This window comes from Arthrobacter sp. MDT2-34-1 (genome assembly GCF_059091365.1).
The window spans coordinates 1,628,544-1,647,808 of the sequence record NZ_JBNHGO010000001.1; the positions used below are offsets into that span (position 1 = coordinate 1,628,544).

General features: G+C 68.0%; 21 protein-coding genes and 1 tRNA gene. 7 read left to right on the forward strand and 15 right to left on the reverse strand.

What is annotated here, in order from left to right:
* Positions 1 to 27: 27 nt before the first annotated feature.
* The 5 genes from AC5RVV_RS07565 (at position 28) to AC5RVV_RS07585 (ending at position 4,604) form a co-directional block, all read left to right on the forward strand.
* Complete coding sequence (locus tag AC5RVV_RS07565; protein WP_494000718.1) at positions 28 to 1,347, forward strand: extracellular solute-binding protein; 1,320 nt, start codon at positions 28 to 30, stop codon at positions 1,345 to 1,347.
* Positions 1,348 to 1,361: 14 nt separating this feature from the next.
* Complete coding sequence (locus tag AC5RVV_RS07570; RefSeq protein ID WP_494001303.1) at positions 1,362 to 2,321, forward strand: carbohydrate ABC transporter permease; 960 nt, start codon at positions 1,362 to 1,364, stop codon at positions 2,319 to 2,321.
* Positions 2,321 to 3,163 carry a carbohydrate ABC transporter permease gene (locus AC5RVV_RS07575; protein WP_494000719.1) on the forward strand — a complete coding sequence of 281 codons (843 nt, stop codon included), beginning with the start codon at positions 2,321 to 2,323 and terminating at the stop codon, positions 3,161 to 3,163. Before AC5RVV_RS07570 ends, AC5RVV_RS07575 begins: the two co-directional genes overlap by 1 nt.
* A 24-nt stretch (positions 3,164 to 3,187) precedes the next feature.
* Positions 3,188 to 4,456 (forward strand): ABC transporter ATP-binding protein, encoded by a 1,269-nt coding sequence (locus AC5RVV_RS07580; RefSeq protein ID WP_494000720.1) that lies wholly within the window; start codon positions 3,188 to 3,190, stop codon positions 4,454 to 4,456.
* Positions 4,457 to 4,530: 74 nt separating this feature from the next.
* Positions 4,531 to 4,604: transfer RNA gene (locus AC5RVV_RS07585), tRNA-Gly, on the forward strand.
* Between the two features lie 72 nt (positions 4,605 to 4,676).
* On the opposite strand, the gene AC5RVV_RS07590 is transcribed toward AC5RVV_RS07585, so the two are convergent.
* Positions 4,677 to 5,552 carry a hypothetical protein gene (locus AC5RVV_RS07590; protein ID WP_494000721.1) on the reverse strand — a complete coding sequence of 292 codons (876 nt, stop codon included), beginning with the start codon at positions 5,550 to 5,552 and terminating at the stop codon, positions 4,677 to 4,679.
* Between the two features lie 138 nt (positions 5,553 to 5,690).
* On the opposite strand from AC5RVV_RS07590, the gene panD reads away from it, so the two are divergent.
* The gene (gene panD / locus AC5RVV_RS07595; protein ID WP_494000722.1) at positions 5,691 to 6,104 is read left to right on the forward strand and encodes an aspartate 1-decarboxylase; all 414 of its coding nucleotides are present in this window, start codon (positions 5,691 to 5,693) and stop codon (positions 6,102 to 6,104) included.
* Positions 6,105 to 6,120: 16 nt separating this feature from the next.
* Here panD and AC5RVV_RS07600 read toward each other — a convergent pair whose 3' ends face one another.
* Positions 6,121 to 6,600 (reverse strand): nucleoside deaminase, encoded by a 480-nt coding sequence (locus tag AC5RVV_RS07600; protein ID WP_494000723.1) that lies wholly within the window; start codon positions 6,598 to 6,600, stop codon positions 6,121 to 6,123.
* A 109-nt stretch (positions 6,601 to 6,709) separates the two neighbouring features.
* On the opposite strand from AC5RVV_RS07600, the gene AC5RVV_RS07605 reads away from it, so the two are divergent.
* Positions 6,710 to 7,696, forward strand: a complete 987-nt coding sequence (locus AC5RVV_RS07605) for a hypothetical protein (protein ID WP_494000724.1) — start codon at positions 6,710 to 6,712, stop codon at positions 7,694 to 7,696.
* Positions 7,697 to 7,775: 79 nt separating this feature from the next.
* On the opposite strand, the gene AC5RVV_RS07610 is transcribed toward AC5RVV_RS07605, so the two are convergent.
* The 13 genes from AC5RVV_RS07610 to AC5RVV_RS07670 all read right to left on the reverse strand — a co-directional run bounded on the left by AC5RVV_RS07610 (position 7,776) and on the right by AC5RVV_RS07670 (position 19,256).
* Complete coding sequence (locus AC5RVV_RS07610; protein ID WP_494000725.1) at positions 7,776 to 9,815, reverse strand: NHL domain-containing thioredoxin family protein; 2,040 nt, start codon at positions 9,813 to 9,815, stop codon at positions 7,776 to 7,778.
* Positions 9,812 to 12,013 carry a bifunctional copper resistance protein CopD/cytochrome c oxidase assembly protein gene (locus tag AC5RVV_RS07615; protein ID WP_494000726.1) on the reverse strand — a complete coding sequence of 734 codons (2,202 nt, stop codon included), beginning with the start codon at positions 12,011 to 12,013 and terminating at the stop codon, positions 9,812 to 9,814. The genes AC5RVV_RS07610 and AC5RVV_RS07615 overlap by 4 nt, the downstream gene beginning before the upstream one ends.
* Positions 12,006 to 12,674 (reverse strand): copper resistance CopC family protein, encoded by a 669-nt coding sequence (locus AC5RVV_RS07620; protein WP_494000727.1) that lies wholly within the window; start codon positions 12,672 to 12,674, stop codon positions 12,006 to 12,008. The genes AC5RVV_RS07615 and AC5RVV_RS07620 overlap by 8 nt, the downstream gene beginning before the upstream one ends.
* Positions 12,675 to 12,711: 37 nt before the next feature.
* Entirely contained in the window at positions 12,712 to 13,323 is a 612-nt protein-coding gene (locus AC5RVV_RS07625) for a hypothetical protein (RefSeq protein ID WP_494000728.1), read from the reverse strand.
* A 145-nt stretch (positions 13,324 to 13,468) separates the two neighbouring features.
* Positions 13,469 to 13,753, reverse strand: a complete 285-nt coding sequence (locus AC5RVV_RS07630; protein ID WP_136785733.1) for an HU family DNA-binding protein — start codon at positions 13,751 to 13,753, stop codon at positions 13,469 to 13,471.
* A 417-nt stretch (positions 13,754 to 14,170) separates the two neighbouring features.
* A complete protein-coding gene (gene rpsN, locus AC5RVV_RS07635; RefSeq protein WP_127512988.1) occupies positions 14,171 to 14,476 on the reverse strand; it encodes a 30S ribosomal protein S14 in 306 nt (101 codons plus the stop codon).
* Between the two features lie 2 nt (positions 14,477 to 14,478).
* On the reverse strand, positions 14,479 to 14,646 hold the full coding sequence (gene rpmG / locus AC5RVV_RS07640; protein ID WP_127512989.1) for a 50S ribosomal protein L33: 168 nt from the start codon (positions 14,644 to 14,646) through the stop codon (positions 14,479 to 14,481).
* Positions 14,646 to 14,882 carry a 50S ribosomal protein L28 gene (gene rpmB, locus AC5RVV_RS07645; protein ID WP_136785732.1) on the reverse strand — a complete coding sequence of 79 codons (237 nt, stop codon included), beginning with the start codon at positions 14,880 to 14,882 and terminating at the stop codon, positions 14,646 to 14,648. Before rpmB ends, rpmG begins: the two co-directional genes overlap by 1 nt.
* Before the next feature lie 412 nt (positions 14,883 to 15,294).
* Positions 15,295 to 15,786 (reverse strand): MarR family winged helix-turn-helix transcriptional regulator, encoded by a 492-nt coding sequence (locus AC5RVV_RS07650; RefSeq protein WP_494000729.1) that lies wholly within the window; start codon positions 15,784 to 15,786, stop codon positions 15,295 to 15,297.
* 79 nt (positions 15,787 to 15,865) lie between these two features.
* The gene (locus AC5RVV_RS07655) at positions 15,866 to 16,645 is read right to left on the reverse strand and encodes an SGNH/GDSL hydrolase family protein (protein ID WP_494000730.1); all 780 of its coding nucleotides are present in this window, start codon (positions 16,643 to 16,645) and stop codon (positions 15,866 to 15,868) included.
* A 48-nt stretch (positions 16,646 to 16,693) separates the two neighbouring features.
* Positions 16,694 to 17,032 (reverse strand): YnfA family protein, encoded by a 339-nt coding sequence (locus AC5RVV_RS07660; protein WP_494000731.1) that lies wholly within the window; start codon positions 17,030 to 17,032, stop codon positions 16,694 to 16,696.
* Positions 17,033 to 17,072: 40 nt separating this feature from the next.
* Positions 17,073 to 18,428 (reverse strand): transaminase, encoded by a 1,356-nt coding sequence (locus AC5RVV_RS07665; RefSeq protein ID WP_494000732.1) that lies wholly within the window; start codon positions 18,426 to 18,428, stop codon positions 17,073 to 17,075.
* 30 nt (positions 18,429 to 18,458) lie between these two features.
* Entirely contained in the window at positions 18,459 to 19,256 is a 798-nt protein-coding gene (locus tag AC5RVV_RS07670; RefSeq protein WP_494000733.1) for an ABC transporter permease, read from the reverse strand.
* Positions 19,257 to 19,265 lie beyond the last annotated feature (9 nt).

Below are 19,265 nucleotides of genomic sequence, written 5' to 3' on the forward strand. Positions count from 1 at the left end.
GTCTACCAGAATGGGAGGCTCATGCCGATGCCCAAGGACGAAAACCGGCGGCGCCACCGGCGCGCGACAGCCCGCGTGGGGGCGGCGGTGACGCTGGCGCTGGGAGCCACGCTGTTGGCGGGCTGCAGCCCCGAGGATGGAACTCCCACCCTGACCTGGTACATCAACCCCGACGACGGGGGGCAGGCGACGATCGCGGAACTGTGCACCGATCAGGCGGACGGCGCGTACCGGATCGAGACGTCGCTGCTGCCCAATGACGCGGCCTCCCAGCGGGAGCAGCTTGCCCGGCGCCTTGCGGCCGGCGATTCGTCGTTGGACATCATGAGCCTGGACCCGCCGTTCATCCCCGAACTGGCCGAGCCCGGGTTCCTGGCGCCGGTCCCGGACGATGTTGCGGAGCGCACCACGCAGAACGTGGTGGAAGGCGCGCTCGCGGGGGCCACGTGGAAAGACGAGCTGGTCGCCGTCCCGTTCTGGGCCAACACCCAACTGCTGTGGTACCGGAAGTCGGTGGCCGAAGCCGCCGGGCTGGACATGACGCAGCCGGTCACGTGGCAGCAGCTGATGGATGCCGCGGCCGAGCAGGAGAAGTTCCTGGGCGTCCAGGGCCAGCGCGGCGAGTCCATGACCGTGTGGCTGAACGCGTTGGTCGAGTCGGCGGGCGGTCAGATCCTGGAGAACCCCGAGGCGGACGCCGATCAGATAGAGCTGGGGCTGGCCAGCGATCCCGGGACGGCTGCGGCGGAGGTCATCTCCACCATCGGCCGGGAGGGGCTGGGCGGCCCGGGGCTGCCGACCCAGGACGAGAACAACTCCATGATCCTGTTCCAGGGCGACGAGGGCTCGTTCATGGTCAACTGGCCGTTCGTCTGGCCGGCCACGAACACCGCCGCGGAAGAAGGCACGGTGGACCCCTCGCTGATCGAGGACATCGGCTGGACCCTGTACCCGCAGATGAACGAAACCGACCCCGCCGCTCCGCCGCTGGGCGGCATCAATCTGGGCGTCGGCGCCGCGAGCGAGCATCCCGACCTGGCCTACGCGGCCATCGAGTGCATCGTCACCCCGGAGAACCAGGCCGAGTACTTCATCACCAACGGCAACCCGCCTTCAAATACGGAGGCCTACGAGGATCCGCGGATCGAGGAGTCCTTCCCGATGGCGGACACCATCCGCGAGTCCCTGGAGTTGTCCGCGCCGCGGCCGCAGACCGTCTTCTACAACGAAGTTTCCACCAGCCTGCAGCAGAATTTCGCCCCGCCGTCGCAAGTGGATCCGGCCACGACGCCGCAGGAAACCTCAGACTTCATCGTCTCCGTTCTACGGGGGGAGAACCTGCTGTGAGCACCTCGATCGAAATCCCCACCCAGCCCGCCAGCGGGACCGGACGGGCCGGACGGCGGCGCGCGGTCCAGCAGTACAGCGACCGCGCCAGGGCCGAGCGGCGGCTGGGCTGGCTGCTGGCCGGTCCCGCCTTCGTCATCATGCTGGCGGTCACCGCCTACCCGATCCTGCAGGCCGTGTTCGACTCGCTCTTCAGCTACCGCCTCACCGCGCCGGACGAGCGCGAGTTCATCGGGCTGGCCAACTACGGCGTGATCCTCACGGACATCGTCTGGTGGCGGGACCTGGGCGTCACGCTGCTGATCACCGTGGTGACCGTCGTCGTCGAACTCGTCCTGGGCTTCGCGCTGGCCTTGGTCATGCACAAGGCGCTGAAGGCGGTGCGAGGCTGGCTGCGCACCGCGATCCTGGTCCCGTACGGCATCATCACGGTGGTGTCCGCGTTCGCCTGGTTCTACATGTTCGATATCAACTCCGGCTTCGTGAACTCATGGTTCGACTGGGTGCCCGGGATTGATCCCGACCTGAACTGGTTCGCCAACACCGGAACATCGCTGAGCGTGATCATGGCCAGCGAGATCTGGAAGACCACGCCGTTCATCTCGTTGCTGCTGCTCGCCGGCCTGGCCCAGGTTCCCGACGAACTCACCGAGGCGGCGGAGGTCGACGGCGCCACCTGGTGGCAGCGGATGCGGCGCGTGATCCTGCCGAACATGAAGGCGGCGATCATGGTGGCCGTGCTGTTCCGCGCGCTGGATGCGTTCCGCATCTTCGACAACGTGTTCATCATGACCAACGGCGCGTTCGGCACCGAGGTGCTGTCGCTGCTGGCCTACCGGACCTCGATCGGGCGGCTGGAAATCGGGCTGGGTTCGGCGGTGTCCGTGCTGCTCTTCGTCTGCGTACTGCTGATCTGTTTTATCGCCGTCAAGCTGTTCAAAGTGGACCTCGCCGGCCAGAGAGGAGGCAAGTGATGAGAGCGTCGCGGACCAAGGAGCGGGTCATCTGGACCATCATCTCCGTGCTGGTGCTTATTTATGCGCTGTTCCCGGTGGCGTCCATCCTGGCCACCTCGTTCAAGCTGCCCAGCGAACTGACCTCCGGACAGTTCCTGCCCAACACCTGGACGGGTTCGAACTACGAGCAGATCCTGGTCGGCTCGGCGCAGGAGCTGTTCCTGAGCTCGCTGCGGAACTCGATCGGCATCGCGCTGATTGCGACCTTCATCGCCGTCGTGCTGGCCACCCTGTGCGCCTACGCCATCGCGCGGCTGAATTTTCCCGGCAAGAAGGTCATCCTGACCACCGCGCTGGCGGTGTCCATCTTCCCGGTGATCTCGATCGTCACGCCGCTGTTCAACATCTGGCGGAACATCGGCCTCTATGACACCTGGCCCGGGCTGATCATCCCCTACCTCTCGCTGACCCTGCCGATCTCCATCTGGACCCTGGCCGCGTTCTTCCGCCAGATTCCGTGGGAACTGGAACAGGCCGCACAGGTTGACGGGGCCACCACCTGGCAGGCGTTCCGCAAGGCCATCGTGCCGCTGGCCGCACCCGGTGTCTTTACGACGGCGATCATTGCCTTCTTCATCGCGTGGAACGACTTCGTCTACGGCATTTCGCTGACGTCCACCGAAGCGGCGCGGCCGGTTCCAGCGGCGCTGGCCTTTTTCACCGGCGCCTCCCAGTTCGAATCCCCCGTCGGCGCTATTTCCGCGGCGGCCATCATCGTCACCATTCCCATCGTGCTGCTGGTCCTGCTGTTCCAGCGCCAAATCGTCTCCGGCCTGACCCAAGGCGCCGTCAAGGGCTGAGCCCGCGGCAGGAAAGGAAATCCCATGGCATCGATCACGCTGCAGAACCTCGTCAAGGAGTACGGCGACGGTTTCGCCGCCGTCAACGACGTCAGCATCGACATCGCCGACGGCGAGTTCATCATCCTGGTGGGACCGTCCGGCTGCGGCAAGTCGACCCTCCTGCGCATGATCGTGGGGCTGGAGGACATCACCTCCGGCGACCTGTTGATCGACGGCGAGCGCGTCAACGAAAAGGCCCCCAGGGACCGGAACCTGGCCATGGTGTTCCAGAATTATGCCCTCTACCCGCACCTGACCGTGTTCGAGAACATCGCGTTCCCGCTGCGCCTGGCCAAGGGCAAGTTCACCGAGGACGATATCCGGAGGCGCGTCACCGACGCCGCGAAGACCTTGGAACTGACCGACCACCTGGAGCGCAAGCCGGGGAACCTGTCCGGCGGCCAGCGGCAGCGCGTGGCCATGGGCCGGGCGATCGTGCGCCAGGCCGATGCCTTCCTGTTCGACGAGCCGCTGTCCAACCTGGACGCGAAACTGCGGGGCCAGATGCGCTCCGAGATCTCGCAGATGCAACGGCGGCTGGGAGTCACCAGCGTCTACGTCACGCACGACCAGACCGAGGCGATGACCCTTGGCGACCGGGTGGCGGTGCTGAAAAAGGGCTTGCTGCAGCAGATCGCTTCCCCGCGGGAACTCTACGAGCAGCCCGTCAACCTGTTCGTGGCGGGCTTCATCGGATCGCCGTCCATGAACTTCCTGCCGGCCACCCTGGAGGGCAACGTCCTGAAGACGCCGATCGGCGACATCCCCGTGTCCGGTGACAGGGCCAGGGCGGCCGAAGGCAGGAAGGTGGTGCTCGCGGGTTTGCGGCCCGAGTTCTTTGAGGACGCCTCCCTGGTGGAAGAACACAAGAAGGACCGGGGATCCACGTTCATGGCCGAACTGACCCACACCGAGTGGCTGGGCAACGAGCAGTACGGCTACATCAACTTCGACCCGGACCCCGCCGTGCGGGAGCTGCTGAATTCGCTGGCCAGCGAGATGGACGCCGAGGAACTGCGGCCGCAGATCGTGGTCACGCTGGACGCCGCCAGCCGGATTCGCGGCGGGCGCTCCGCTGAACTGTGGCTGGACACCCGAAAGATGCATCTGTTCGACCCCGAGACCGGTGAAAACCTGACCCGTGATGCCTCGGCCGGCGCGGCGCTGACGGAGGAAGCCAACCGTGCCCGGGCAGAGGAAATCGCCGAAGCCCGCGAACGGGAAGCCTCCACGGCCGGCCAGCCGGCCTGAATTCCGGCCAGCCGCAGAACTGGGGTAAACTCGGTTTCGTTGTTGACCGGATCCGCCTGCACGGCGGATCCTGTGCGGGCGTAGCTCAATGGTAGAGCGCTAGCTTCCCAAGCTCGATACGCGGGTTCGATTCCCGTCGCCCGCTCCACACGCACTGCGCACCCCGGCCCCTCGGACCGGGGTGCCTTTGTTTGTCCCATCCCTGCGGGAAGCGGCCGTCCTACTCGTCGTCGTCCGCCAGGAAGCCGGCACGGTCGATGGCCCGGTGGTAATGCATGCCCGCGGCACCGCCCAGAAGCGACCCGGCGAGACTCGCCAGCAGCACCACGGCCAGCGCCACCAGGCCCGGCACCGCCAACTGCCCGATGGGGCGGTCGATCACCGGCGCCGGTCCCGTCAGCAGGCCGAGCCCGCCGGCGGACAGCCCGATCACGCCCGCGATGACCGCCATGACCAGGCCCCAAAGCCAGACCGCGAAGCCCTGCCGGACGCCATCGAAGCGCGCCATCCGTCCGGCCACGTAGCCGCCTGCAAAATAGGCGATCAGGATGCCGGCCGCCAGTGCCGCCCCCGCGATCATGGCGTCCGGCCCGTTGCCGGCGGAGATGTCGTCCAGCCTGCCGCGCACGTCGGCCTCGTTGGCGAGGCCGAAAACCGCGGCGGCACCGGCGGCGACCGCGGTGAGCAACACGATCATGGCCGTGGCGGCCAGCCAGCCGAAGAACGCAGACCCCAGCCTCAGCCCGCCGTAGGCATTGTGCTGCCGCTGGTACAGCAAGTCCTCGTCGAGGGTTGGTTCGGGCCGGTAGGCGCTGGTGTCCCGGTAGCCCCGCTCGGTATACATCCCGTCATCCGGGCTCCCGCCGGCGGCGTCCGGGTCCATGTCGTCCGCCGTGGGCCGGCGGCCGAACACGGCCGTCTCCGGAGGGTCGTTGCGGGTGCGGTCCTCGCCCGCCACCGGCATGGCCTCGGTCGGCGGGGGTTCGGCCTGCGCGGGCTCGGTCCCGCCGTCCCGCGGTTCGCGGGCGGCTGCCGGAACATCGTCGCCCGGACGCACCCCGCCGTCCCGCCGGCTGCTGCCGATTTCCGAACTCATCACATGCCTCCTGCGTCGATCGCCCTCGCTGAAGCAGGTTGTTGCCCCCTGTGGGTACACCCTAGACCTGCCGCCGGCGGCGGGCCAGATCGGGAACCCTTTCGGGGGCGGCCGGGGCGGGGACTAAACTGGTAGGCGATGATGCGCAAAATGTTCAAGTCCAAGATCCACCGTGCCACGGTCACGCACGCGGATCTCCACTACGTCGGGTCCGTGACCGTGGACCTCGACCTGCTGGACGCCGCCGATATCCTTCCCGGCGAGCTGGTCTCCATCGTGGACGTCACGAACGGCGCCCGGCTGGAGACGTACACCATCGCCGGCGAACGCGGATCGGGCGTGCTGGGCATCAACGGTGCCGCCGCCCACCTGGTGCACGAAGGCGATCTCGTCATCCTGATTACCTATGCCGACATGACCGACGACGAGGCCAGGTCCTTCGTGCCGTCGGTCGTGCACGTGGACGCCGGCAACAGGATCGTGGACCTGGGCTCCGACCCGGCGGAGTCCGTGGACGACGGGCTGATGCGCCCGCCGTTCGCGGTCAAGTAACCGTCCCCGGCGGCGCTCAGCGCCGGTGGTACTGCCGGTGCAGCGCGCGGACCTCGTCCGCCAGTTCGCCGGACGGCCCGTCCACCAAGGTTCCCGGCGCCACCTGCTGAATCGGCAGCGCGGCCACCGGCGCCGGCCCGACGCCCCACTCCGCCAGCCACCGGCCCAGCTGTTCGGATGACACTGCGTAGACAATCCGTCCGAGGCCCACCCAGGCGTGCGCCGCCGAACACATCGGACAGTGCTCGCCCGAGGTGTAGACGGTTGCCGCCCTGCGTTCCCCGGGTGGAAGGTTCCTGGCGGCCCAACGGGCAATCTCGAACTCCGGGTGCCGGGTGTGGTCCCCGTCCTTGACCCGGTTGCGGTCCTCGAACACAACGTTGCCGCCGGCGTCGACCAGCACCGAACCGAACGGCTCGTCGCCGTCGTCCAACGCTTCACGGGCCAGTTCAACGCAGCGCCGCAGATGCCTGAGGTCCTCGGTTGCCAGTTCCATGGGCCGATTATGGCAGAACGCCCAGCCGCCGGCATGTAACGCAGCTGACACCGGTCCGGGGAACCGCGCCGACAGGTAACGGGCGCCCTCAGCAGGTAACGTAGGGCGGGTGGGAAATTCGACAGTGCTCAGGACCGTGGCCACGTGGCTGCTGTGCCTGATGCTTGCCGTGGCCGCTGCCGCCATGACGATCATGCTGGTCAATGCGTTCGTGTTCAGCCCGCAGCACCAGGTGAAGGCGTACTTCAAAGCGCTGGAAGACGGCGACGGCGGTGCGGCGCTCGGTCTGCTTCACGCAACCGTGCCGGACGCCAACGCCGCCATGCTCGACGGCGCCGCGCTCAAGGCCTCGGTGGAGGACATCGAAGACCTGGAAGTCGGCGATCCGGTGCCGGCGGGCGAGGACAAGGTGGACCTGCCCGTCCACTACACGGTTGGCGGGGCGCCGCACACCTCGACGTTCACGTTGGAAAAGACCGGCACGACGTGGTTCTTTTTCAACCAGTGGTCCTTCGTGCCCAGCACTCTTCCCACCATCAGCGTGGACGTGATCAACGAGAACGAGGCCTCACTGAACGGTACCCGGGTGGCGCTGCCGGAAGGCAGGAATTCCTTTGCGGTGTTCTATCCCGGCACCTTCGAGGCGCACTACGCGAGCGACTACTTCGCCGCCCCGGTCGTGGAATCCGTACTGACCGGCCCGGAAAACGCGCCGGACGCCCAACTCTCGCTGGCGACGGCGGCCACCCCCAAGCTGGTTCAGGACCTGGGCGCCCAGGTCAACGCCTTCCTCGACTCGTGCGCGGAGCAGCGCGTGCTGCAGCCCTCCGGCTGCCCGTTCAGCGCCGCGATGGACCGCGTCCGGGACGACACCATCAACTGGTCGATCGTGAAGTACCCGGACGTTAAGGTAGAACCCTTCAAGGGCAGCTGGGTGCTGAGCCCGCTGACAGGCGTCGCCAAGCTGAACGTCGTGGAAATCGACTTGTTCACCGGCGCCTCCGTCGAGCGGGAGATCGAGCAGGAATTCGGCTTCACCGGCCGGCTGTCCGTCATCGACGGCAACGTGACCCTGACCCCCGTCGTGGAGTACTGAGTCCGCTCCTAACCAGACGCCGGAGGCGGACAGGCTGTCCTGTCCGCCTCCGGCGTTGTCAGTCCTGCCGCGCGGCCGCCTAGTTCAGCCCGCGCAGGTCCAGGGTCATCTCGCCGGTTCCGGAGCCAATCACCACGGGGATGCCCCAGTCCTGCTGGTACAGGTGGCAGGCGGCATGGTCCGGGATCTCGCCGCCGGGTTCGCCGTCGCAGGCCGCCGCCCGTGCGGTGATGTGCAGGACGCCCTCCGCGACCTCGTCGGACAGCACCAGTTCGCGCACCAGCCCCACGGAAGTGCCGGCGCCGGAAACCAGCAGGTTTTCCGGCGAAGAAGAGATCTTCAGCTGCGTCGGGTCTCCCCAGCGGTCATCCAGCTTCTGACCGGTGGGGGCCGCGAAGCGGACGGTCAGCGCCAGCGGCCCGGCCGAGACCTCGGTCTTGGGCCGCTGCGTCTGCGAGGCCCCCTCGTCCACCTTCAGGGCTTCCTTGGGGACGGGAAGCCGGACGAGCTGGTGCTTGTTCGCTTCCACCACCAGCAGCAGCGGCTCGCCTCCGCCGGCCACGGCGGACGTGTCCAGCATGACGTCGGACGGCTCGGCCAGACCGCGCGCCAGGGTGGAGACGGTCCCGCTCACCGGGTCGTAACGGCGTACCGCCCCGTTGTAGGTATCCGCCACGGCCACCGAGCCGTCAGGCAGGACGGCCACGCCCAACGGATGCTGCAGCCGCGCCTCGGCTGCCTCCCCGTCGCGGAATCCGAAGTCGAAGAGACCGGTGCCGACGGCGGTGGAGACGTGCGCCCGCTGCTCGCCCTTGACCTCCACGAAGGAAATCTTGCGCAGGGCCGACGTCTCCGAGTCCGCGACCCAAATGCCTCCTGCCGCGTCCTCGGCCAGGCCCGACGACTGGGCGAACCAGGCCGCGGTGGCCTCGCCGTCCTGCAGGCCTTCCAGCCCGGTACCGGCAAGGATGGCGACGGCGCCGGAGGCCGGGTCGAAGGTGAAGATCTGGTGCACGCCGGCCATGGCGATCACCACCGCCTCCAACCGGGTCGACCACAGGACGTCCCACGGCGAGCTGAGCGAGACGGCGAGCGGATCGGCGGGAAGCTGCTCCCGGCCCGATGCGATGGCTTCCGCCAGTTCCTCCCCCAGCGCTTCCCCGGAAGCCGCTTCGTCCGCCACGGATCCGGGACCGGCTTCGGCGAGCCCCGGCGCGGTGCGCTGGGAGCCGGCATCGAGCAGCCGCTGCACGCCGCTGCCGGCGATCGTGGTCACCTCGCCGGTGGCCAGGGACAGGCCGCGGAGGCGGTGGTTCACGGAGTCGGCGACGACGACGTCGTAGCCCGCCTTCCCGCGGATTCCTTCCGGAAGCAAGGCCACGCCCTGGGGCTCGTTGAACTGCGCGGCATCGGCCGGCCCGTCCTGCCAGCCCTTCACGCCCGAACCGTAGGTCCTGAGCACGGTCGACAGGTCCGCGGCCAATTCCACCAGCCGGTGGTGGCCGGTGTCGCTGACCAGGAAGGACCCGCCGGCGGAACCGACACCGTCGGGCAGCGGAATGGCCTTGCCCGGGAAGCGCAGGTCGCCGGCGGTGGTTTCCGCGGGCACGTACGGCCCGTCGCCGCGGTGCAGCGTGCCCTTGGCTTCGTGTTCGGCCACCAGCTCTTCCACCAGCGACGCCAGGCCGCCCGAGTGGCCCTCTCCGGACAGGTGCGCCACGATGTAGCCCTCGGGGTCCACGACCACCAGCGTCGGCCACGCCCGGGCGGCGTAGGCCTGCCAGGTGTCCAGCTCCGGATCGTCGAGTACCGGGTGGTGGATTTCGTACCGCTCCACGGCCGCGGCCAGCGCCACGGGGTCGGCTTCGTGCTCGAACTTCGGGGAGTGCACCCCGACGGTGACCAGCACGTCCTTGTACTTTTCCTCCAACGGCCTCAGCTCGTCCAGCACGTGGAGGCAGTTGATGCAGCAGAAGGTCCAGAAGTCCAGCAGCACAATCTTGCCCCGCAGGTCTTCCAGCCCCAGCTGCTTGCCGCCGGTGTTCAGCCAGTTGCGCCCCACCAGGTCCGAGGCACGGACCCGGTAGTTGCTGCGGATGGTGTCGGCTGCCTCAGTCATCTGGTTTCTCCTTGTGTCCGGCCGGCGTCATCCGGTTCCGGAACGGGCGGCTGCCCGGTGGTGATTGTCGGAAGTTCATGGTCGCCGGAGTCCGTGCCGGGCCCCGCGGCAGGCCTTGCTGCCCCCGGCGGGACCAGGCGTGCATCCTGCCGGGCCATCTTGGCAAACATATCGTTATAAGCCGCCAGTTCGGCGTCGTTATTCCTATCGGCCGAACGATCTTTACGCTTTGTTTCCCGCGCGTCGGACCGCGACCAGGCAATGGCCACTCCGACGGCGATGCAGAGGGTGGGTATTTCCCCGATGCCCCACATGATGGCCCCGCCCAGCTGCTGGTCGTCCATGGCCGGCAGTCCCCACTCGCGTCCCATGCTGCCGAACCAGGAGGCCTGGATCAGGGCCGTGGAGCTGGTCAGGGCAACGCCGAAGAATGCGTGGAAGGCCATCGTCGCGAACAGCAGCAATAGCCGCAACGGGTAGGGCGCGCGCCGCGGCAGCGGATCCTGGCCGATCATCGAGAGGATGAACAGGTAGCCGGTGAGCAGGAAGTGCAGGTTCATCAGCTCGTGCCCCACGTGCTCGCGCAGGGCGAAGCCGAACAGCGGCGAGTAGTAGAAGATGATGATCGAACCGGCGAAGTTCGCCGCCGCGAAGAGCGGATGGGTGATGACCGCGGAATACTTCGAATGCACCAGCCAGAGGATCCATTCGCGAAGGCCCTTGCTGCCGTCGCGGCGCGGCGGCAGCGCCTTCAGCGCCAGCGTGACCGGCGAGCCCAGGACGAGGAACAGCGGCACCACCATGGTCAGGGCCATGTGGTCCAGCATGTGCGCGCTGAACAGCACCATCCCGTAGACTGCCGGCGCCCCCGACGTGACATAGGTGAGCGCCAGCAGGCCGACGATCCAGCTGATGGTCCGGGCCACCGGCCAGCCGTCGCCGCGCCGGCGCAGCCTGGCGGCCGCGACCAGGTAGGCGATGCCGGTGACCAGGGCGAACGTCACCCACAGCCAGTCCCACCGCCAGACGGTCAGCCAGCTGCTCCCGACCAGTTCCGGCGGCAGTTCGTAACCGGTCAGGATGCGCGCCGGGGACGCGTCCGGCGGCAGTTCCTCGGGCGTCGGCGGCGCCGTGCGGGCCAGGGCCGTCGCCACGCCGAAGACCGCCGCCATGATGAGGAGTTCGACGGTGATGAGCTGCCACAGGACGCGCTTGCCGGACTTCGTTGCGAGTTCGGGGATGATCCACTGCCGGTGCATGAAGCCGATGGCCCCCAGCAGCAGCGTGGCGAGGGCCTTGATCACCACGAGCACCCCGTAGGGGGTGGAAAGCTGGTCCAGCGAGGTGATCCGAATGGACGCGTTGATGATGCCGGAGAAGAACACCAGGCCGAAGCTGATCAGTGCCAGCGATGAGTAGCGACGCAGCACCTGCCCGGTGATGTCCCTGGTGCCCAGTGTCCCGGAAATGACCGCGAGGACGATGATTCCGCCCACCCAGAGGCAGGCACCCAGCAGGTGCAGCCCGATCGAGTTGACGGCCCCGTAGTGATCGTCGCCGCCGGCCGAGTGCCCGATCAGGGCCATCGGCAGCAGCCCGCCGATGGTGGCCAGCGCCAAGGTGGCGGCCAGCCCCGGGAGGGAGCGGAGGCCGAAGATCAGCGTGGCCACGACGGCGGCCACTATGGTGATGGCGAGCCAGGCCTGGCCGGTCCCGATGTCCGTCATGAAGCCGATGAATCCGGCGGTGTAGTTGGCGTCCCCGCTCACGGGCAGCCCGGCGACGTCGGAGAAACTGAAGACCAGCACGGCCATGGCCGCCAGCGTCCAGACGACGGCGGCGACCGCGGCCAGCCGCAGCGCGGCCGTGAAGGCGGGATGCTCGGGGCCCTGGTCGCCGTTGCCCGGCCTGCGGCCGGGACGCAACTGCCGGGGAAGGATGCCGACGGCGAAGAGCAGCGCTGCGATGACGGCTGCCAAAGCCGTGTTGTTGGCGGCCTTGGCCACTGGCAGCGCCCATCGGGTCAAGGCGCCGGGGTCGGAGAGCTGGCGGGTGGCGGCCGCCCCGGAGTACAGCAGGGCTGCCGCCAGCGCCAGGACCAGGACGACCGCACCGGCCAGGAGCCATCCCCTGCCGATCCCGTCGGCGGTGATTGCCGCAGGACGCCGGTCAGCCGCAGGGGTCAGCCGCTCAGCCACGACCGCCAGCGCCTCCGCCCCGCTTGCTCATCACGAAGGCGGCCAGTCCGGCCAGGATAGCCAGCGTGCCGGCGCCCAGCGCGAGGAACAGTCCGGCGCCGCCGGCACCGTCCTCTTCCCCGGCAGCCTCGGCGGTGCCGCCGGCCGCGGCTGCGGATGCCGGGGCCGAGGCCGTGCCGCCGGCCGCAAGGGAGAATTTTGTGGTTCCTTCGATCGGATGGCCGTCGCTGGAGACGACCCGCCAGCCCAGCTGGTAGTCGCCGTCGGGCATCCCGTCCTGCAGGGGAATGGTGACCTCACGGCCGCCGAGCACGGGTGCTCCGGCGGCCCAGTCGGTGCCGGCGCTGTCCAGGACCTGGGTGGTGGTGCCGATATCCATCACATTCGCGCTGAATTCCAGCACGATGCTCTCGGGCTGGACGTCGAGGACGGCGCCGTTTTCCGGGGTGGATCCGATCAGTTCGTCGTGGGCCGCGGCCGGGCGCGCCAGCGTCAGCGCCGCCGAAAGCCACAGCAGCATGGCGGCCAAGGCGGCCGCGAGCAGTCGGCGCAGGGCCGCCTGCCGGGCGAGGCGTCGGGCGTCGTCACGGCGCTGCCTGGCTGCCGAAGACCCGGAGGCGGCAACGCGGACGGGTGCAGGGGTGTTCATCAGGGGGTTCATCACGTTCTTTCGTCGGGGGATGCGCGGATGGCGCCGGTCAGAAAGCGTGATGCAGGGGCGGCCCCCGGTGCCGCAGCGAAAGCAGCGGCACTCCAAGCGCGGCGAGGGTACGGACAGTCCGTGCCCCGGGGCTGGCCAGCCTGGCCCGCGGTACCGGATGCCAGCCGTACAGCCGGCGCGGGATTGCCAACAGCACCGTTCCGGCCAGGGCCGCTGCAGCTTGCTCGCCGCGGCGCAGCAGCAGGACCGTTGCAACGGCAGCGGCAAGGTGGGCTGCCAGCATCGCCGGATCCTCGGCCCCGGCCGGCGGGGCCGGTGCGGCCGCCACCCAGTCGCCGGGAGGCAGCGCCGGGCCGTGGCCGGCATGGGCTCCCGCGCCGGGGGTCATTCCCGCCGGGGCGCCGTGGCCCGCCCGGAAAAGCAGGTGGTAGATGGCCTGGCTGCCCCCCACCGCGGCCAGCAGGCGCGGCCAGGACAATGACTTGCCGGCCAGGCCCACGCAGACCAGCCCGGAGAGGGCGAGGGACAGGGACCAGACGGCCAGGGCGGGCGCATGTCCCCCGCCGGCCAGATGCGACAACGCGGCGGCGGAGGTGGCCACGGCAGCGCCGAGCCAGCCGCGCAGCAGCCGCGCTTCCCGCTGGACCATGCCGAGTCCTCCGTCCCGATGCTTCCGGGCGTGCCTGTGGCGCACGCCCCGCCCGGCTATTTTACCGCCGGTAGAAGTTAAGGCGTTAAAGAGCAGGACCGCCACCGGTTGCCGGTGACGGTCCTGCGGAAGCCTGGTGGGAAAACTACTTCTTGGCGACAGCAGCCTTCAGCTTGGAACCAGCGGTCAGCTTCACGCTGTGGCCGGCCGGAATCTGGATGGATTCGCCGGTCTGCGGGTTGCGGCCGGTGCGGGCCGCGCGGTCGGTGCGCTCGACGGCGAGCCAGCCCGGGATGGTGATCTTCTCGCCCTTGGCGACGGAGGTCGCGAAGATGTCGAACACGGCGTCCAGGACACCGTTCACTGCGGTCTGGCTGGTGCCGGCCTTCTCTGCAACAGCTGCAACAAGTTCACTGCGATTGATAGCCAATTTTTGTCCTCCTGGACTGCTTCGGTTTGGTCAGAGCCTCCGCAGGCTGCGGAAAAGCTACTGAGCGAAAACTTACCAGCTTGGCCGCCCCGATCCGGCAAAATCCGCGGAATCTGGCGGAATTTTTAGCGAAATACCCCGATTTCGGGCCGATTCAGCCCCGCGGGGTCCGCTTTTTGCGCCGAGAGCATATGATGGGCCGTTTCCGCGCGCCGCGGCTGCCCCGGTTTCGTGTGGCACGGCTGGCGCGACACGATCACCGCTTCAGCGTGGGAGCTACGGCGATGGACTGTTCCAGCGGTCGATCACGGCCCTCGTTCTCCCCGCTGCCTGCCGGAGCGCTCCGGGCATGGCAAAGGCGGCGGCCCTGCTGGACCGCCGCCTTGATGCAGCTTCACCGGGAAGCCGGCCGGATTTCTACCAGCTGGACTTCTTGATGCCCGGCAGTTCGCCGTTGTGCGCCATGGTACGGAAACGCACGCGCGAGATTCCGAACTTCTGGAGCGTGCCGCGGGGGCGGCCATCGATCTGGTCGCGGTTGCGGACGCGGACCGGGGACGCGTTGCGGGGCAGCTTCTGCAGGCCCAGGCGGGCCTCTTCGCGGGCCTCGTCGGTCGCGTTGGCGTCGACCAGGGTCTTCTTCAGCTCGGCACGCTTCGCGGCGTAACGCTCGACAACGACCTTGCGCTGCTCGTTGCGAGCAATCTTGGACTTCTTGGCCATGTTTAGCGCTCCTCTCGGAATTCGACGTGCTTGCGGATGACCGGGTCGTACTTCTTCAGGACAATGCGGTCCGGGTCGTTACGACGGTTCTTCCGGGTCACGTAGGTGAAGCCGGTGCCGGCGGTGGACTTCAGCTTGATGATGGGACGTACGTCCTTGTCCTTGGCCATTAAAGCTTCACACCCTTCGCGAGGAGCTCGGCGACGACAGCGTCGATGCCGCGGACGTCAATGGTCTTGATGCCGCGGGCCGAAACCTGCAGCGTCACGTTGCGGCGCAGGGACGGAACCCAGTAGCGCTTCTTCTGAATGTTCGGATCGAACCGGCGCTTGTTGCGGCGGTGCGAGTGCGAAATGCTGTGGCCAAAGCCGGGCTCGGCTCCGGTCACCTGGCAGTGTGCTGCCATGATCTCTCCTCCAGTTGTAGTAAATATTGACGGACTTGACGCAGAAACGTAAGTAAAGCGCCTGCGAATCTGCGTGTAAGAGCGCCCGCCACCAGTTGTGACACCGTTATTACTGCGACTTTCCGGAGGTGAACCTGGCGGGGTGAGATCCAGCCGAAGTGCCTCGCCGCGGGGAAGACGGTGAAGTCAGGTGCAATAAGCCGCTTGCCTCCCGGGGGAGGCGCGGCCTATCCGCGACCCTCAATTCTAGGTAAACACGGACGCCACACAACGTTGCCATCCCCCCGCCTGGGCAAGGGGGTGCCAAGTTGCGTGACTTAACGCCTTTCCATCTTAGGGGCAGCGGCGGTTTGGATCAAACCAACGGCCGGTCCCCGACGGCGACAGCGAACCGCGGCTCCGGGAGCAAGGCTCAGCTGTTCAGCCGCGGTTCGCGCAGCACCCAGCTGCTGGGCTCCAACTGCTGCACGATTTTCTTGCCGATGCGTTCCAGGTCCTGCACATCCCGGCGGTCCAGTCCGTCGAAAACCGCCTGCCGCACGGTTTCGACGTGCCCCGGCGCAAGGGCCACGATCGCGTCCATCCCCGCATCCGTGAGCAACGCCATGGTCACCCGGGCGTCATCGGCGCACTGCGCCCGGGTCACCCAGCCGCGGCCCTGAAGCTTCTTGACCACGTGCGAGAGCCGGGACAGCGAAGAATAGGTGCGGGAGGCCAGCTCGCTCATGGGCAGCGACCGGTCCGGAGCCTCGGACAACATGGCCAGCACGTTGTAGTCGAAGAGCGTCAGCTTGCCCTCCCGGTACAGCGGGGCGTCGAGGTTGCCCGGCAACAGGGTGGACACCGCCAGCAAGGCCAGCCAGGCCTGGCGTTCTTCGGGGTCGAGCCAGCGTGCAGAAGTCATGCCTCTATTCTGCCATAAAACTTGAGGCTTCAACTGTTAGGGCCGGCGGGCCGGCACTTCCGCTTCTGCCCGTACGGCACTAGACCCGTCCGGTGGTGTGGAGCCCCGTGAGTTGCGGGTACTTCGCGGTGAGCGAGTCCCCCGAGGACGTGCCGCGCAGCCGGCGTCCCATCCACGGGCCCAGGTGCTCCCGGGCCCACCGGACATTGGCGGCCATCGCGCGCCGGCGGGTCAGCGCCGCCAGGTCCGGCAGCGCCGGCAGGTCGATGATGTCCTCGGCCTGCAGCACTTCCAACACCTTCTTGGCCATCAGCGTGTGCCCGGCCGTGGACATGTGCAGGCGGTCGTCGTCCCAGTAACGCCAGTCGCGGAACTCGCGCATCCGCCAGTAGTCAACGATTTTCGCCCCGTGCAGGTCGGCGATCTCGCGCACCCACTCGTTGTAGATGGCGGTGCGGCCGCGGGTCTTGCTGAAGACCGCCGAGGCCACCGTGTCAAAGCCGGTGAACAGCACGACGTCGGCACCGGTGGCGGCCAGCTTGGCCACGCCGGCTTCGTACCCTGCCATCAGCGCGTCGATGTCCACCCGCGGGCGCAGGAGATCGTTGCCGCCGGCATAGAGGGTGACCAGGGTCGGTTGGAGCGCTACGGCGGCGTCGATCTGGTCGTTCAGTACCTGGGTGATCTTTTTGCCGCGGATGGCAAGGTTGGCATAGCCCCAGCCGGCATCGGCGAGCATCAGCTGCTCGGCTACCCGGTCGGCCCAGCCGCGTACACCATTGGGCAGGCTGGGATCCTTGTCTCCCACCCCCTCGGTGAACGAATCCCCCAAGGCCACAAAACGCTGCGCGAAAGTCACCGGACCAGATTAACAAAGAAACCGTTCCGGCAGCGGCCCGGCGCGGCGCTACGCGACGCTGCGCGGTGCGTACATGATGACGGCGACCCCGGCGAGCGCGAGGCCGGCGCCGATGAAATCCCAGCGGTCCGGCTGGAAACCGTCCAGCAGCATGCCCCAGGCCAGTGATCCGGCGATGAACACTCCGCCGTACGCGGCCAGCACCCGGCCGAAGTTCGCATCCGGCTGCTGGGCGGCGATGAAACCGTACAGGCCCAGGGCCATCACTCCCAAGCCGGCGAACCACCAGTCCCGGCCTTCGCGCACCGCCTGCCAGACCAGCCAGGCGCCGCCGATCTCCGCGACGGCGGCGAGGACAAACAGGATGGCGGATTTGGCGATCGTCATCCATCCAGTATCCCAAGCCGACGGCTCGGCGCCCGCCGCCTCAGCCGCCGGTCAGTTCCCGGACGGCTTCTTCGAAGACCTCGTGGTGCCGTTCGACGTCGGCGCTGGTGGTTTGCGGGCACATCAGGGCCATGTTGTGGAACGGGGTGAGCAGGATGCCGCGGTTGGCCAGGTATAGGTGCAGGAAGTCCTCCAACCCGCCGTCGTGGCTGGCCGCCGACTCCGTGCCGTTGCGGGGCGCCGGGTTGGCGAAGCGGTATTCGGCCCGCGCACCCAACCGGGACACCGACCACGGCAGCGAATACGTATCGATCACCCGCTGCACGCCGGTGGCGAACTCCGTGGCACGCGCGGTCATCGCGGCGAAGGCCTGGTCCGTCAGCACGTGTTCGAGCGTGGCCCGCATGGCCGCGACGGACAGCGGGTTTCCGGCCAGGGTGCCGCCCACGCCGCCCATGTCCACCAGGTCCAAATCGGCCCGGCCCAGTGCCCGTTCGGCCAGTTCCGCGCTGAGCCCGTAGGCGCCGCAGGGGATGCCGCCGCCGATGGATTTGCCGATCACCACCACGTCCGGCTCGAGCCCCCACGCCGCGGTCGCCCCGCCGGGGCCGGCGGAGAAGGTGTGCGTCTCGTCGATAATCAGCAGCGTGCCGTGCCGGCGGGTCAGTTCCCGCACGCCGTCCAGGTAGCCCGGCTCCGGCAGCACGATGCCGATGTTGGTCAGTGCCGGTTCCATCAGCACAGCTGCCACGTCTCCGTAGGCCAGCTGGCGCTCCAGGGCGGCAAGATCGTTGAACTCGGCGACCCTGCTGGTCTCCGTAACGTCCACCGGTGCCCCGACATTGCCCGGGCGGTTCATGCCCTCGCCGTCGGGTCCGGCCACGATCAGCGATTCGTCCACCGACCCGTGGTAGCAGTACGGGTTGAACAGGATCTTGCTCCGGCCGGTCAGGGCCCGGACCAGCCGGATGGCCCACCGGTTGGCATCGGTGGCGGTGAGCGAGAAGCTCCAGCGCTCCACGCCGAACCGGCGGGCCAGCTCCGCCCCCACCCACTCGGCGTCCGCGGTGGGCAGCATGGTGGCCAGTCCCCCGTCGTCGGCGGCACGCCGGATCATCGCCTCGACGGTGGGCTGCGGGGAGTGGCCGGCCATCGCGCCGGTGTCGCCCAGCGCGAAGTCCACGTATTCGAGTCCGTCCACGTCCCACACCCGGCAGCCGCGGGCCCGGGCGAGGTAGAGGGGGAAGCTGCCCGCCCTCTTGTTCATCCATGTCATCGGGACTTTCCCGAAGAGGTGGGACGCGCCGTCGTACAGTGCCTTGGACTGGGGATGCTTGGCCTCGAAGTCCTGTAGTTCGCGCGCGAACAGCACCGCCAGCCGGTTCCGGTCGATCATGAAGGGCTCCTAGTCAGCGAGTCGGGCGGGTCAGCGTGCCGCCAGCATCTTGGCGCGGCGGTGTGCGAGGATCTGCCCGCCGATCACGATCAGCAGCGCGATGATGAACATCGCCGAGCCGATCACGTTCGCCTGGGCGGGGATGCCGCGGGTGGCGGCCACGTAGATGAACTTCGGGAAGGTATCCACGTTGCCGGAGTTGAAGTTGGTGATGATGAAGTCGTCAAAGCTGATCGCGAAGCTCAGCAGGGCCGCCGCCACGATCCCCGGCAGCAGCAGCGGGAAGGTGACCCGCCAGAACGCCTGCATCGGGGAGGCATAGAGGTCGGCCGCCGCCTCCTCCAGCTTCGGGTCGAGGCTGGCGACCCGGGCCTTCACGGTGACCACGACGAAGGAAATGCAGAAGACGGTGTGGGCGATGATGATGGTGCCCTTGCCCAGCTCCGCGCCCACGTTCAGAAACTGCGCCAGCAACGAGGCGCCGAGGACTACTTCCGGGGTGGCCAGCGGAAGGAATATCAGCATGTTGGCGGTGGAATTGAACCGGAACCGGTAGCGGACCAGCCCGATGGCGATGGCCGTGCCCAGGAGGACGGCGATCACCGTGGCAACCGCGCCTATTTGGAGGCTGTTGCCCAGCGCCTGGCAGACTGCCGGGGCGCCGCACGGGTTGGTCCAGTTGTCCCACGTGAAGGCGCGCCAGGTGAGGTTGGTGCGCCCGGCGTCGTTGAAGGAGAACACGAAGACGTAGGCGATGGGGACCAGCAGGAAGACGAACGCCAGGCCGCCGAACACAGGGACCAGCCAGCGGCCGAAGGAGTTTTTCACGTCAGAGCC

Excerpts from the sequence above, each read along its gene's own strand:
- AC5RVV_RS07665 (WP_494000732.1), bottom strand. The coding sequence starts at position 18,428 with ATGATCGACCGGAACCGGCTGGCGGTGCTGTTCGCGCGCGAACTACAG.
- AC5RVV_RS07650 (WP_494000729.1), bottom strand. The coding sequence starts at position 15,786 with ATGACTTCTGCACGCTGGCTCGACCCCGAAGAACGCCAGGCCTGGCTG.
- rpmG (WP_127512989.1), bottom strand. The coding sequence starts at position 14,646 with ATGGCCAAGGACAAGGACGTACGTCCCATCATCAAGCTGAAGTCCACC.
- rpmB (WP_136785732.1), bottom strand. The coding sequence starts at position 14,882 with ATGGCAGCACACTGCCAGGTGACCGGAGCCGAGCCCGGCTTTGGCCAC.
- AC5RVV_RS07625 (WP_494000728.1), bottom strand. The coding sequence starts at position 13,323 with ATGGTCCAGCGGGAAGCGCGGCTGCTGCGCGGCTGGCTCGGCGCTGCC.
- AC5RVV_RS07600 (WP_494000723.1), bottom strand. The coding sequence starts at position 6,600 with ATGGAACTGGCAACCGAGGACCTCAGGCATCTGCGGCGCTGCGTTGAA.
- AC5RVV_RS07580 (WP_494000720.1), top strand. The coding sequence starts at position 3,188 with ATGGCATCGATCACGCTGCAGAACCTCGTCAAGGAGTACGGCGACGGT.
- AC5RVV_RS07620 (WP_494000727.1), bottom strand. The coding sequence starts at position 12,674 with ATGAACCCCCTGATGAACACCCCTGCACCCGTCCGCGTTGCCGCCTCC.
- AC5RVV_RS07575 (WP_494000719.1), top strand. The coding sequence starts at position 2,321 with ATGAGAGCGTCGCGGACCAAGGAGCGGGTCATCTGGACCATCATCTCC.
- AC5RVV_RS07660 (WP_494000731.1), bottom strand. The coding sequence starts at position 17,032 with ATGACGATCGCCAAATCCGCCATCCTGTTTGTCCTCGCCGCCGTCGCG.
- rpsN (WP_127512988.1), bottom strand. The coding sequence starts at position 14,476 with ATGGCCAAGAAGTCCAAGATTGCTCGCAACGAGCAGCGCAAGGTCGTT.
- panD (WP_494000722.1), top strand. The coding sequence starts at position 5,691 with ATGATGCGCAAAATGTTCAAGTCCAAGATCCACCGTGCCACGGTCACG.
- AC5RVV_RS07565 (WP_494000718.1), top strand. The coding sequence starts at position 28 with ATGCCCAAGGACGAAAACCGGCGGCGCCACCGGCGCGCGACAGCCCGC.
- AC5RVV_RS07590 (WP_494000721.1), bottom strand. The coding sequence starts at position 5,552 with ATGAGTTCGGAAATCGGCAGCAGCCGGCGGGACGGCGGGGTGCGTCCG.
- AC5RVV_RS07610 (WP_494000725.1), bottom strand. The coding sequence starts at position 9,815 with ATGACTGAGGCAGCCGACACCATCCGCAGCAACTACCGGGTCCGTGCC.